The organism is Mesorhizobium sp. M0898, from assembly GCF_040319695.1.
Taxonomy (GTDB): Bacteria; Pseudomonadota; Alphaproteobacteria; order Rhizobiales; family Rhizobiaceae; genus Mesorhizobium.
In genome coordinates this window covers 1-13129 of sequence record NZ_JAMYOE010000025.1, presented here as the reverse complement: position 1 = coordinate 13129, position 13129 = coordinate 1, and the positions used below count along the sequence as shown (strand labels likewise).

10 protein-coding genes, 1 tRNA gene and 4 pseudogenes are annotated in these 13129 nt (G+C 59.6%); 11 read left to right on the top strand and 4 right to left on the bottom strand.

Annotation, left to right across the window (positions count from 1 at the left end; translation table 11 throughout):
• The 5 genes and pseudogenes from NKH90_RS22645 to NKH90_RS22625 all read left to right on the top strand — a co-directional run.
• Nucleotides 1-249, top strand: a pseudogene (locus NKH90_RS22645) (carbamoyltransferase N-terminal domain-containing protein); the annotation flags it as partial.
• Between the two features lie 38 nt (nt 250-287).
• Entirely contained in the window at nt 288-1199 is a 912-nt protein-coding gene (gene nodI / locus NKH90_RS22640; RefSeq protein WP_352609809.1) for a nodulation factor ABC transporter ATP-binding protein NodI, read from the top strand.
• Between the two features lie 3 nt (nt 1200-1202).
• Nucleotides 1203-1991, top strand: coding sequence for an ABC transporter permease (locus tag NKH90_RS22635; RefSeq protein ID WP_352450738.1), 789 nt, complete (start codon nt 1203-1205; stop codon nt 1989-1991).
• Between the two features lie 67 nt (nt 1992-2058).
• Nucleotides 2059-3021 carry a LysR family transcriptional regulator gene (locus tag NKH90_RS22630; RefSeq protein ID WP_352516375.1) on the top strand — a complete coding sequence of 321 codons (963 nt, stop codon included), beginning with the start codon at nt 2059-2061 and terminating at the stop codon, nt 3019-3021.
• Between the two features lie 8 nt (nt 3022-3029).
• A pseudogene (locus tag NKH90_RS22625) lies at nt 3030-3292 on the top strand (hypothetical protein); the annotation flags it as partial.
• 77 nt (nt 3293-3369) lie between these two features.
• Here the strand turns inward: NKH90_RS22625 and NKH90_RS22620 are convergent.
• Nucleotides 3370-3432, bottom strand: a pseudogene (locus NKH90_RS22620) (hypothetical protein); the annotation flags it as partial.
• 760 nt (nt 3433-4192) lie between these two features.
• On the opposite strand from NKH90_RS22620, the gene NKH90_RS22615 reads away from it, so the two are divergent.
• From NKH90_RS22615 to NKH90_RS22600, 4 genes are all read left to right on the top strand, one after another.
• The gene (locus NKH90_RS22615; protein ID WP_352820976.1) at nt 4193-4984 is read left to right on the top strand and encodes a calcium-binding protein; all 792 of its coding nucleotides are present in this window, start codon (nt 4193-4195) and stop codon (nt 4982-4984) included.
• Nucleotides 4985-5370: 386 nt separating this feature from the next.
• The gene (locus NKH90_RS22610) at nt 5371-7143 is read left to right on the top strand and encodes a type I secretion system permease/ATPase (RefSeq protein ID WP_352821083.1); all 1773 of its coding nucleotides are present in this window, start codon (nt 5371-5373) and stop codon (nt 7141-7143) included.
• On the top strand, nt 7121-8434 hold the full coding sequence (locus NKH90_RS22605; RefSeq protein WP_352566043.1) for an HlyD family type I secretion periplasmic adaptor subunit: 1314 nt from the start codon (nt 7121-7123) through the stop codon (nt 8432-8434). Before NKH90_RS22610 ends, NKH90_RS22605 begins: the two co-directional genes overlap by 23 nt.
• Nucleotides 8435-9104: 670 nt before the next feature.
• Nucleotides 9105-10322, top strand: coding sequence for a tyrosine-type recombinase/integrase (locus tag NKH90_RS22600; RefSeq protein WP_352820973.1), 1218 nt, complete (start codon nt 9105-9107; stop codon nt 10320-10322).
• A 21-nt stretch (nt 10323-10343) separates the two neighbouring features.
• Here NKH90_RS22600 and NKH90_RS22595 read toward each other — a convergent pair.
• Nucleotides 10344-10419 (bottom strand) — tRNA-Ile (locus NKH90_RS22595).
• Between the two features lie 173 nt (nt 10420-10592).
• On the opposite strand from NKH90_RS22595, the gene NKH90_RS22590 reads away from it, so the two are divergent.
• Nucleotides 10593-11303, top strand: coding sequence for an SIMPL domain-containing protein (locus tag NKH90_RS22590; protein WP_352472400.1), 711 nt, complete (start codon nt 10593-10595; stop codon nt 11301-11303).
• A gap of 132 nt (nt 11304-11435) precedes the next feature.
• On the opposite strand, the gene NKH90_RS22585 is transcribed toward NKH90_RS22590, so the two are convergent.
• Nucleotides 11436-11795 (bottom strand): hypothetical protein, encoded by a 360-nt coding sequence (locus tag NKH90_RS22585; RefSeq protein ID WP_352637442.1) that lies wholly within the window; start codon nt 11793-11795, stop codon nt 11436-11438.
• 225 nt (nt 11796-12020) lie between these two features.
• Entirely contained in the window at nt 12021-12467 is a 447-nt protein-coding gene (locus NKH90_RS22580; RefSeq protein WP_023678278.1) for a YcgN family cysteine cluster protein, read from the bottom strand.
• A 232-nt stretch (nt 12468-12699) separates the two neighbouring features.
• On the opposite strand from NKH90_RS22580, the pseudogene NKH90_RS22575 reads away from it, so the two are divergent.
• Nucleotides 12700-13129 (top strand): annotated as a pseudogene (locus NKH90_RS22575) (OmpA family protein); the annotation flags it as partial.

Here is a 13129-nt window from a genome sequence, read left to right as displayed (position 1 = left end):
ATGCGCATCTGTGGTACCAAGCTGACCCATGATGGGGCGATCGCCCTTGTCGAGGATGGACGGCTCGTCTTCTGCGTTGAGCAGGAAAAGCGGCACAACAATCCGCGTTATCAAACCATCGATAATCTCGACGCAATTGTCGCCGCTTTGGCGGAACAGGGGCTAAATCCTTGTGATGTCGATCAGTTCGTTATCGACGGCTGGGATGGCGAAGACGAGTCACAGTTTCAGGTCCGGCAGGCAACAGCAACCGCCAGTCGTGGCGACGCTCTCGGTAAAATGAACCCATGTCCACGGTAACGATCGATCTTACTGACGTAAGCAAAACTTATGACAAGCTCGTTGTCGACAGACTGTCGTTCCGCGTTACGGCGGGGGAATGCTTCGGGCTCTTGGGACCGAACGGCGCGGGCAAAAGCACGATTGCGCGTATGGTCCTCGGCATGACATCGCCTGATGCGGGGAAGATTACTGTGCTCGGCGCTCCAGTGCCGGCGCGCGCGCGTTTGGCACGTATGCGCATCGGCGTGGTCCCGCAGTTCGACAATCTTGATAACGCGTTCACTGTACGCGAGAACCTGTTGGTGTTCGGGCGCTACTTCCGGATGAGCAGACGCCAGATCGAAGCGGTCATACCGTCGCTGCTTGAGTTCGCCCGCCTCGAGAACAAAGCGGATGCGCGCGTCGCCGAACTGTCCGGCGGCATGAAGCGGCGCCTGACGCTCGCGCGTGCGCTGATCAATGACCCGCACTTGCTAGTGATGGACGAGCCGACCACCGGCCTCGATCCGCAGGCCCGCCACCTGATCTGGGAACGGCTGCGATCGCTGCTGGCGCGGGGCAAGACTATTCTTTTGACTACCCATTTCATGGAAGAGGCCGAGCGGCTGTGCGATCGGCTGTGCGTTATGGAGGAGGGGCGCAAGATCGCCGAAGGCCGCCCGTCCGCACTCATTGACGAGCAGATCGGCTGTGACGTGGTCGAGGTCTACGGCGGCAATCCGCATGAACTGGGTGCGCTGATCCGGCCGTACGCACAGCGCATCGAGGTGAGCGGTGAGACGCTTTTTTGCTATGCACCCGATCCGGAGCAGGTGCTGGTGCAGCTACGCGGGCGCGCGGGTCTGCGCCTTCTGCAGCGTCCCCCCAATCTCGAGGATGTGTTCTTGCGGCTAACCGGGCGCGAGATGGAGGACTGAACAATGGGCGAACGTTATGCGGCGGCCATGCCCGCCAATGCGTGGAATTGGGTCGCGGTTTGGCGCCGCAACTATCTTGGATGGAAGAAAATCGGGCTTGCATCGGTTCTCGGCAACCTCGCCGATCCGATGATCTATCTGTTCGGTCTCGGCTTTGGCATCGGAACAATGATAGGTCCTGTTGAGGGCACTTCGTACATTGCGTTTCTCGCGGCTGGCATGGTTGCCACAAGCGCGATGGCATCGGCGACTGCTGAAACGGTTTACGGGAGTTTCGGCCGCATGGACAACCAGCGCACCTGGGAAGGAATGCTATGCACTCAGCTGACGCTCGGCGATATCTTACTCGGCGAATTGGCGTGGGCAGCCACCAAGGCCCTGATGGCGGGCACAGCAATCACTATTGTTGCCACCACGCTCGGCTACACATCGTGGCCATCCATCCTCTGCTTGCTGCCAGTCATCGCTCTCAGTGGCCTCGCCTTCGCGAGTCTAGCGATGGTCGTCACGGCGCTTGCGCCCAGTTATGAATATTTCATATTTTATAATACGCTTGTTATAACACCCATGCTGTTCCTTTGCGGCGCGATGTTTCCGGTCAACCAATTGCCCGGCGCTTTTCAGGACGTCGCCTCCTTGTTGCCGCTCGCACATGCAATTGACCTCATTCGTCCGGCGATGCTTGGCCGTCCGGCCGGCAGCATGGGCCTGCATATCGGCGCGCTTTGCATATACACGGTTTTGCCGTTCTTCCTATCGGTTGCTCTATTTCGTCGTCGGCTGATGCGTTGACGCTACTCACCATTCGTAAAATTGATTCTTTGGGCGATACCCATCCACGCGTCGGATAGGTCAATACATGCGTTTTAAGGGACTCGATCTAAATCTCCTGGTTGTGCTGGACGCTTTGATCAGGGAGCGTAAAGTCACTGCCGCGGCCCGCAGTATTAACCTGAGTCAGCCGGCCATGAGCGCCGCCGTCGGTCGGTTACGCGCCTATTTCAGCGATGAGCTATTTACGATGAACGGCCGCGAACTCATTTTGACACCGCGCGCGGAGGGGCTCGCCACAGCAGTCCGGGAGGCATTGCTGCACATCCAGCTGTCGATTATTTCCTGGGACGCCTTTAACCCGGCCCGATCGGATCGTCGCTTCCGCATCATCCTTTCCGATTACCTCACGCTCGTATTTTTTAAGAAGATCGTAAAGCGTGCTGCGCGGGAAGCTCCCGCCGTCCGCTTCGAATGTCTGCTTATTTCCGACGACCCCGAGGAGCTTCTCCGGCGCGGCGACGTTGATTTTCTGATTATGCCGGAAGTGTTCATGTCGAAACATCCTCGCGCAGCCCTGTTCGAAGATATGCTCGTATGCGTAGGCTGCGGCACGAACAAGCAGCTGTCAGAGCCACTTACATTCGACCGATACTTGTCGATGGGGCAGGTTGTGCTTAAATTCGGGGACACCCGGCAGCCCTCCATCGAGGAATGGTATTTGCTCGAGAACGGTTTCGAGAGACGTATCGAGGTCGTCGTACAGGGCTTTAGCATGATCCCGCCCCTTCTATCAGGCACCAACCGCATTGGGACAATGCCCTTACGGCTGGCGCAGCATTTCGCAAAATTAACACCCCTGCGGATTGTCGAACTTCCGCCGCCACTTCCTGCCGCATTCACGGAGGCCGTCCAATGGCCTGCGCTTCACAATAATGATCCGGCAAGCCTATGGATGCGGGAAATGATGTTGCAGGAGGCATCTCGTATGATTACCCCGCCTAAGAGCACCGGACGTCTCAGTTGTCGGCCGACGACCCCTCGGTTATGAGAGGAGGCATGGATGGCGATTGGGATTGGGCGATTCCTGCATTGTCGAGAACGATGCAGGGAGAGCAGATCCTTCAGCCTGAAGAGGTGGCAGCGATGCTGCCGCTGGATGAGCTTGGCTGGGGAACCGACGGGCGAACGAATTCGGGTGCGCTCGCAACACGGTGCCTCGGTATCTAAGCGAGGGCGGGACTGTTCCGTTTCGCAAGCCTGTGCGGCCGACCGCGTTTGACGGACTGGACGATTGGCTGCGGGAGCGCTTCTTCCCCCATGGCTCGGGCTGGATGACGATCTCGACCCGCTCCAGATGCGCCGGGAACGCCTTGCGCGGTCGCGCAGCACGTCGCGGCTCGCCTGTCGGTCTTGCGGCCTCGAGCTCGGACTCAATCGCGCCGAGCCCGGTCTGGATTTCGAAGGCGAAGGCCTGCTGGGCACGTTCGAGCTTCTCGGAGCTGCGACCGAAGCGGCGCGCTCCAGCTGCTTGACGATCCCATGAAGGTCGGCGATCCTCTCCTGGGCACGCTCGTTGAGTGTCGCCATCCGGACGATCTCGGCCTTGAGTGTTTCGCTCCGGAGTTGTTGCAGTTCGGCCTTCTCCGCCGCCATGGCGACGAACATCGCCTTGAGCGGATGATTTCGTGGGGACGGGCCGAAGCGCTTCTCGTCATGACGCCGACAGGAGCTTATTTTGCACGGCCTGAGGCCCGCCTTTTGCGCCTGAGTCACTTCGCCACGGCCTATCCGGCCGACGTCGGACGCCGTCTCCGTTCGGCTCAAACGCGCCAGTCCATGCCTTCGACGAGCGCCATCAGTTCGGCGCGGCAAGCCGGATCACGCCGTTCTCCACCCGCGGCCAGCGGAACTTGTCCTCGTCCAGCGCTTACGGTGCGGGTATGCCGGCGTCGAGCAACAGAGAGAAGTTTGGGGCCGAACTAGGACGGCCCCGTTACGAAGTGTTGTCCTGGTGGTTTGAGTGTCGAATCTTCAGATCGATTGCTTGGGCGACCAGCGTCCCCGCCGCCAGCGAGCCCGCAACTGCTCAGCAGAACGGCGAAGTGAACGTGAGTGCATCCATTTCGTAAATGTGTGTCTATCCAAGCAATCGATTTTTCTAATTATCCGATGAGGAATATGAACGCGTCAGGCAGGGTGCATCATTAGGAGTATTTTCGATGGCAAAGATTATCGAGGGTGGCCCGGGTTCCGAAACACTCCTCGGCACCGAGCTTGAAGATTGGATGGAGGGTTTCCAGGGCAATGACTGGATTGACGGTCGTGCCGGCAACGACGAGATCTCGGCTGGCCAGGGCAGTGACCGAGCCATTGGCGGCGAGGGTAACGACCGCATCTTCGGCGGAGATGGCTGGGACGATCTCTCCGGCGACAACGGCCGCTTCAACGCGCGCATCTCCGGTGAGGACAATGACAGGCTCAGCGGCGGTCCCGGCCAGGATGTCCTCTACGTGGGTGACGGCCAGGATACGTTGACCGGGGGCACCGACAATGACACGTTCGTGTTCCAGTTCCACAATCCGGTGCCTGGGGTTGTCGGGTCGAAGTCGGACATTACCACTATCACCGATTTCAACCCGACGGAGGATAAGTTCGCCTTCGATGCTGTGGGCCTCTACAACGACGGTTTTGGCGCGAACTTCGTCAACAACGCCAGCATACAGTCCGGCTACCCGGTGAGCAGCTTCTACAGTGGTGCGGCCTCGGGTGCGAACGGCGAACACGTCGTGGTGATCACTGGCGAATCTTTCAACTCTGCTTCTGAAGCCGCGAGTGCGATCTCCGGCGAGCACGCCGGCGACATCATTGTCTACCAAAGCAGCTACAGCGACAGAGTCGCAACTCTGGCCTATGTCACCGCCGAGAACAACGGGCATGAGTTCGCCCACCTGGGCGGTGTGGTCACCGTGGCCGACCTAGGCCTGACCGCGTCGGACTTCACCTTCGTTTGATCCAGAAAACCCATACGGAACAGCGCCCCGCCCCCCTGGGCGGGCGCTTTCCGTCTCCGCTACTTGCGATGGGCCGGGGCGCCCGGGAGCAGTCGCAGCGTGTATAGCTTGACGAAGCCCTGCACGTCGCGCTGGTCGTACACCGAAATCTCCCTGAACGCGTGGAGGCGGAAGCCTGTTCGGGCCCTTGCGGCCGGCCACGATGACGTTGCCCTTCCAAACCTTCAGCCGGACGGTGTTGTTGTTGACCCGCTCCATTAGATGCCAAGCCAAACATATTCGGCGGGAGCACTGATCCTGAATCAGCGAGTCGGTTCCCGCTCGGGGAGCAATATAGGGAGCTGGGTCGCCAGATCCTCACGGAGACCTACGTGAGTAACCATTCCTTGAAGGATTCAGCTTTGAGACCTTTCCCTCTGACTTCCGCTATTTGGGGAATTCTGTTGATCAGCGGCGTGGTCAACGTGCTTGCGCTGATCTCGCCGCTGTTCATGCTTCAGGTCTACGACCGCGTTCTGGCAAGTGGCAGCGTATCGACGCTAGTGGGGCTCGTCGTGCTTGCTGCAGGGCTTTATGCGTTCCAATGCCTGCTCGACGTTTTGCGCGCCCGCGTGCTGCTGCGGATTGGCGAGCGTTTCGATGAACAGTTTTCCGGACGCGTTCACGATGCGATCGTTCGCCTTCCGCTTTTAACGCGCATGCCGGGCGACGGCTTGCAGCCGCTTCGCGACCTCGACAATATTCGCGGATTCTTAGGTGGAAACGGTCCGACAGCGTTCTTCGATCTGCCATGGATGCTGCTTTATCTTGCCATTTGCTTCCTCCTTCATTTCTGGATCGGCATGACGGCACTTATCGGGGCGATCGGTCTCACATCTCTGACACTTCTTACCAACACTCTCTCGCAACGGCCGATACGCGATACCATTGACCACAACATAGTACGCAATGGTCTACTGGAAGCAGCGCGCCGCAATGCCGAGGTCGTTCAAGCTCTCGGTCTCGCAAAGCGGATCGCTGCCCGATGGCACAAGGCCAATGCCGAGTATCTGGCCGCCAACCGGAAAGCTGGGGACGTGGCAGGTGGGCTGGGTGGCATTGCAAAGTCGTTGCGCGTGCTGCTGCAATCGGCCATTCTTGCCGTCGGCGCGTATCTTGTCATCAGGCAGGAGGCTACGGCCGGGGTCATGATTGCCAGTTCGATCATGATGGGGCGTGCGCTGGCTCCGGTCGATCTGGCCATTTCAAGCTGGAAACCCTTCCTCATGGCGCGCCAGGGTTGGGCGCGGCTGGAGGACCTCCTGGGAAAGGTTCCTGAAACCGCTCCTGTTATGCCAATGCCTGCACCTGAACGCGAACTCCGCGTCGAAGGCGTGACAATCGTTCCGCCCGGCGAAAGGAAGCCGACCGTGACCGGCCTTGCGTTTGCCGTTCAGGCGGGAAGCGCACTCGGGATCATCGGTGCATCGGGTTCGGGCAAGTCGACACTCTCGCGCGCCATCGTCGGCGCATGGACGCCGGTCGCCGGAAAGGTTCGCATCGACAGCGCAAGCCTCGATCAATGGGACCCGGAAGCGCTAGGCCGTCATATCGGCTATTTGCCGCAAGGTGTTGAACTGTTCGACGGCACCATTGCCGAAAACATCGCTCGTTTTGAAGATAATCCTGACCCTGAGGCTATTGTCACCGCGGCGAAAGCAGCGGGCACGCACGAACTGATCCTCGGATTTGAGCACGGCTACGAAACTCCGATTGGTGAGGCCGGATCGGCACTTTCCGCCGGGCAGCGCCAGCGTATCGGTCTTGCCCGTGCTCTTTATCGAGACCCTTTCCTTGTTGTGCTGGATGAACCCAATGCCAATCTCGATGCGGAAGGTGAGGCTGCGGTCGTCAAGGCGATCGCCTCCGTGCGCGGGCGCAAGGGCATTGCGGTTGTCGTCGCCCATCGGCCGAGCGCCATCCGCGCCGTGGATTTTGTGTTGGTCATGGAAGGTGGACGGCAGCGAGCATTCGGTGCGCGTGATGAAGCGCTTTCCAAAGTCTTGAAGAGGGCAGCGATGGCACCAGGCGCTGGCGTCAAGGCCATCGAGTCTACACAGGATAACGTGGGAGAGCGCGCTGACATGGAGGATCCCGGTGGCCGGCATTCATCAGAATAATGACGTTTCCAGCTCCATTCGCCGGCACCTGGTGGCGGGCCTTCTGGCGAGCGTGATCTTTGTTGGAGGAGCCGGAGCCTGGGCGGCCTTCACGAATCTCTCCGGTGCGGTTGTCGCGTCCGGACACTTTGTCGTCGATTCCTATGTGAAGAAGGTGCAGCACCCGACCGGCGGGGTGGTGGGAGAAATCCTGGTGAGCGAAGGTGATAAAGTAAAAGCCGGCGACATCCTCATGCGGCTCGACGCCACCCAGACGCGCGCCACTCTCGCTGTAGTCACCAAGCGGCTCGATGAGCTGGCCGCCAACCTGGCACGACTCGAAGCTGAGCGTGACGATCTGGCGGAGATCGCCTTCCCGGACTGGCTGCTCGCCCGCAGAGATGTTCCGGACGTAGCTTCGGCAGTACATGGCGAGACGCGGCTGTTCGAATTCCGCAGACAATCCCGCGACGGAAGGCAGGCGCAGCTAGCGGAACGCATCACTCAATATGAGCACGAGATCGAGGGGCTCAAGGCGCAGGAAATCGCTTCTGAGAAAAGCACCGAGATTCTCCAAAAGGAAATTGCTGCCCTGAGTGGGCTGCGCGACCAAGGCATTGTCTCGGACCAACGCTTGAACAGCCTGAAGACGCAGGTTGCCACTTTCGGCGGCGAACGCGGTGAGAAGATTGCACATCAGGCACAGACGGCAGCCCGCATAGCCGAAACGCGCCTCCAGATCCTGCAGATCGATCCGGATTTCAAGACGGAAGTCGGCCAGGAGCTCAGAGAGGTTCAGGCGCAGGTCGGGGAGTATGTTGAGCGCAAGGTGGCGGCTGAACAGGAACTGCGACGGATCGATATTGTCGCGCCGCAGTCAGGCGCCATTCAACAACTCGCAGTTCATACGGTCGGAGGAGTGATCACGCCCGCCGATCCGATTATGCTAATCGTGCCGGAAGGCGACGATCTTGCGCTTGAAGCACGAATCACCCCGAAGGACATCGACCAAATCCAGCTTGGTCACAAGGCCGTGCTGCGGATGTCAGCCTTCAATCTGAGGACCACGCCGGTATTGAACGGATATGTCAGCCGGATCGCAGCCGATCTGGCGACGGACGAAAAAAACGGCGTTTCGTATTACCTGGTGCGTCTGTCGGTTCCGCATGCGGAACTGACGAAGCTCAAGGACCTGACGCTCGTGCCCGGCATGCCGGCCGAAGCGATGATCCAGACGGGCGAGCGTACGGCGCTTTCTTATTTTGTGAAGCCGCTGTCGGACCAAATCAGTCGCGCATTCCATGAGGAATGAAAGTAATCCACAGAAATATTTTGTTTGTATTCTTGTTGGTTGTTACGCATGCATGAGAGTCATAACCGTCTGAAAACACAGCCATGCTTTCCTCAGTTGGATTCCGCCTCTGACTCAGATTCGTGGTTCCGCGGTCATTTTGCCCTTCCAAGTCGCCGACCATTCAGTTCTTGGCCTCGAGCGCATTAAGATACCCATCATCGTACACAAAGGCTGGAAAAGAGTCCGGTGTCTTGAGCGATCCTAGGTCTGGAGACCTAGGGTGAGCCTGCAAGCACAGGGCCAGGACATGATTGAGCGTCTGCAATATTCGGACAGGTACATAGGAAGACAGGCAGGCGTCAAAAACGCGCTTTCAACGCGCTAAACCGATGCTACGCACCCCGAGCGTCTTGCCGCCCTCGCTCCCGCCGGTAGGAATCAATCGCGAGCAGGCTGCGACGTTCATCGGCGTAAGCTCAACGACCTTTGATGAAATGGTCCAGGACGGCCGGATGCCGCAGCCACGAATGCCGAGCAAGGGGCGCATTGTTTGGGACGTCGAGGAACTTGTATTGGCCTTTCGAAAGCTCCCTCACCGCCAAATCGGAGGAGCACCAAAGCTTGACGAAGATTCGCCGCCACTAGACAATCCTTGGGATCGAAAACCACGAACATGACGGATGAGCCCGTGAAAATCGATCTTAAGGGCGTAGTGAAGGACACTGATCGCCACGGCAATGATCGGTACTATTTTCGCGCACCGGGTCGGAAGAAGGTCCGGCTCCGTGAACCGACCGGCAGCGACGAGTTCCTCGAGGAACTGCGCTGCGCACGCGCCGAGGTCTCTTATGTTCGGCCCGGCACTCTTCCCGAGATTTGCCGGCGCCTCCCCAAGCCTTCCGAGCCAGCGAAGAAAGGCACGTTACTGTGGCTTTGCCAGGAGTATTACCGTCGGGGCGGCACGGAAATCACCCAAGACACTATGGCGCGCCGACGAGCAATTCTGGAGCGCGTATGCGAATTACCTCATCCCCTCGAAGGTGACCCGGATCCTCAGTATCCCACCAAGGGATCTCTGCCATTCGCCGGTATGAAACGGTCTCATGTTAAGGAGATCAGGGACACCAGGCTCGACGCCCTGGGCGCGGCAAACAATATCGTAAAAGCCATCAGCGCGATGTTTGAGTGGGCAAGGGACACAGAGATTCCGGGCGTCGACTCCAATCCCGCCCGCGGCATCAGACGGCTAAAGAGCGGCGACGGCTGGCACCCATGGGACGTGTCGGAGATCGTTCAATATGAGAAGCGGCATCCGCTGGGTACCGCAGCCAGACGTGCGCTCTCGATCTTCATGTTTACTGGCCTGCGGTTGTCCGACGTCGCGATCTTCGGTCGACAGCACATCACGCTCGTCTACAACGAGGAGACCGAGCAGTGGGAGAAGTGGATCAGAATTAAGCCTGGGAAGACCAGTCGTAACAAGGATGCGGTGTTGGTGGAGCTCCCGCTTCTGCCCGAACTAGAGGCGGAACTTGAGCACACGCCTTCCGACCAGATGACCTTCCTGGTCAATGAGTATGGTCGCCCGTTCTCGGAGAACGGTCTGGGCAACAAGATGCGCCAGTGGTGTGATCAAGCTGAGCTGCCGCACTGCAGTGCTCATGGAATTCGGAAGGCCGGCGCGACGATCGCCGCTGAGAACGGCGCGACGCACGAGCAGCTGAAGGCGATATATGGGTGGACTACGTACCAGCAGCCCGACCACTACATCAAGAAAGCGCGTCGCCGGAAGGTAGCGAGAGCGGCGAAATACCTGCTGGTTATCGATCGAAAAGAGAACAAAAGTGTCCCACTTTCTGAGGGGGTTGAAAGAGGTGGGACAAAAATGGCCAAAAAATCCAATTAAATCAACGGCCACAAAAGCCAATGGTGGGCCCGGAGGGACTCGAACCCCCAACCAAGCGGTTATGAGCCGCCGGCTCTAACCATTGAGCTACAGGCCCCACGGCGCTGGATTAGTGTTTTTCCCTGAACCGCACAAGGCTTTCCGAGCAGGCGTTCCAAGGGGGCTGGCAGGGATCGCCCAAATCAGCCCATATTGATAACCTATTGCACGTCGCCCATTGGACGCCGGCCAACACTCGGCTGTCTTGGGATCCCAGATCGAGGAGATTTCATGACCAGACGTATCTTGCCCCTGGCGATTGCCGCCGCAATCGCATTTCCGGCGATCGCGGCCGCCGCCGATTCGCCACCGCCGCCGCGTATCGTCGTCACCGGTGAAGGCGAGGCGGCGATAGCACCCGATCTGGCTCTGCTGACGCTCAGCGTCATGCGCGAAGCCAAGACGGCACGTGCAGCGCTCGATGCCAATAACGACGCCATGGCCGCGGTGATCGCTGCCATGAAATCGTCCGGCATCAAGGAGCGCGACCTGCAGACAGCGGGCATCCAGATCAATCCGCGCTATAACTACACCAACAAGCCCGACGGCAGCCAGGAGGCCGAGCTTGTCGCCTATCAGGTGACCAACACGCTTTCGGTGCGCGTCCGCGACATCGACAAGACCGGCGACATTCTCGACAAGGCGGTGTCGCTCGGCGTCAACCAGGGCGGCGGCATCTCCTTCTCCAACGACGATCCGGCGGCAGCCGTCACCGAGGCGCGCAAGAAGGCCGTCGCCAATGCCATGGCCAAGGCCAAGACGCTGGCCGAAGCGGCCGGCGTCGGCATCGGCCGGGTCCTGGAAATCACCGACCAGAATTTCGCACCACCGCCGATGCCGATCAACGCCAAGGCATTCGATGCCGCCGGCGCGTCGGTCCCGGTGCAAGCCGGCGAGAATTCCTATACCGCACAGGTGACGGTGACTTTCGAATTGAAATGATCATCGCTTGCAGCATGAAAAAACCCCGGAGGATCGATCCTCCGGGGTTTTTTGAGCCGCGCTTTCCGTCCTGGCGGAAAGGGCTCCGCTACTCTACCGGCTGCAAGTCAGCCGGCCGCAAGCCCGAAGACCTTAGCGATAGATGATCGGACAGCCGCGCTCGTTGGCGAATACGATTACGACGCGGTCGCCATACTGGCGGCCGGCGACCTTGACCGTGCGGCGGTTGATGTCGATGATGCGGGCGCGGTGCAGGCCCATGCGTTCGGCCTTGTCAATGGCACGCTCCGGCGAACAGGACCGGCGCCAGCCGCCATGACGGCGGTGTTCGCGATAGTAACCATCATCTTCGTCGCCGGTATAGACGCCGACGCGCGGATCCTGGTTGTTGCCGAAGCCGAGATAGATGCTGTCAGCATGAGCGGGGATGGCAGCAAGCGTGCCAAGGCCGACAAGTGCCGAAAGAGCAACCGTCTTGATGGTATTGAACATTGTCTTCTCTCCTTGTTTGAGGGTTTCCACCCGTTTTCGTCAAACCTATGCGAGGAGAATGCACCCGCCTGTCTGAATTTTTTGCGAACCGGCCATTCATCCCCCGTTCATGCGGCAAGAATGGGCCAGCCGTTAGTCTGTCCGTTTCTGGAACCGTTCTATGCAGGGCAGATGGGGAACGTACCCTTTTGCCATGGTTCCCGGTCTTCGTTACCGCAGGAAATCCTAAGGCTCGTCCGCGAGCATATGGTCGAAATAGTCGTCCGGCTCGGCAAGGTCGGTCTCGCTGGCGCTGACCCGGCCGCGCATCGAGATGCCGGCCTCGTGCACGGTCTCGTCGCTTCCCGACACCAGCCTGTGCCACCAATAGAGATCGCGGCCCTCGGCCACCAGCCGGTAAGCGCAGGTCTTGGGCAGCCAGCTGATGGTGCGCACGTTCTGCGGCGTCAGCCCGACGCAATCCGGAACACGCGCCAGCCGGTTGGCATAGTCGGAGCAGCGGCAGCTTCCAGCGTCGAACAGCCGGCAGCCGACGCTGGTCCAGTAGATCTCTCCGGTGTCCTCGTCTTCGAGTTTCGACAGGCAGCACTTGCCACAACCGTCGCAGAGTGATTCCCACTCGGCCGGGGTCATCGCCTCGAGCGTCTTGGTCTTCCAGAACGGCTTTTCCATCGTCGGCATGTGGCCCCCGGACGCTTCAAGGTCAAGCACGGCAACCGTGCACCCTCGTCCGAACGATACGCCGGGACCATACGCCGGAACATACGCCAGGACCATACGAATGACATGAAGTCGCCTTCAAAACGCCGGTCAATCGCCCTGTGCCACAGCTAGAACCTACAAACAGGAACCAAACATGGTTGCTGAAAGTTTGGGCATGGATGGGACGCCACAAGGAGTGTTTATGATGAAACGCCAACCACGGATTCTGGCAGGCACGGCGCTTGGCCTGTTGATGGCGTCCGCGCCGCTAGGCGCGTTCCCACTGCAAGGCGACGCCGCATTCGGCCCCGTGCAACGTACCGCAGCGCCGCTCATCCCAGTGCAATCGAGTTGCGCCGAGGGCGAGTCGGCGGAGGCCTGCGCGCAAAGCCAGCAGGCAGAGCAGCCCAGAAAGAAGAAGCGCGACCAGCAGCAGCAAACGGAATCCGCTCCGGCCGAGCAGGCGGCTCCAGCCGAGTCCGAGCAACCCCGCAAGAAGCGGCGCAATCAGCAGCAGCAAACAGAATCCGCTCCGGCCGAGCAGATCGCTCCAGCCGAGTCCGAGCAACCCCGCAAGAAGCGGCGCAATCAGCAGCAGCAAACAGAATCCGCTCCGGCCGAGCAGATCGCTC

Bases quoted from the DNA above. Each gene is read 5' to 3' on its own strand.
- nodI (WP_352609809.1), top strand. From the start codon at position 288: ATGTCCACGGTAACGATCGATCTTACTGACGTAAGCAAAACTTATGAC.
- NKH90_RS22635 (WP_352450738.1), top strand. From the start codon at position 1,203: ATGGGCGAACGTTATGCGGCGGCCATGCCCGCCAATGCGTGGAATTGG.
- NKH90_RS22630 (WP_352516375.1), top strand. From the start codon at position 2,059: ATGCGTTTTAAGGGACTCGATCTAAATCTCCTGGTTGTGCTGGACGCT.
- NKH90_RS22615 (WP_352820976.1), top strand. From the start codon at position 4,193: ATGGCAAAGATTATCGAGGGTGGCCCGGGTTCCGAAACACTCCTCGGC.
- NKH90_RS22590 (WP_352472400.1), top strand. From the start codon at position 10,593: ATGACCAGACGTATCTTGCCCCTGGCGATTGCCGCCGCAATCGCATTT.
- NKH90_RS22585 (WP_352637442.1), bottom strand. From the start codon at position 11,795: ATGTTCAATACCATCAAGACGGTTGCTCTTTCGGCACTTGTCGGCCTT.
- NKH90_RS22580 (WP_023678278.1), bottom strand. From the start codon at position 12,467: ATGGAAAAGCCGTTCTGGAAGACCAAGACGCTCGAGGCGATGACCCCG.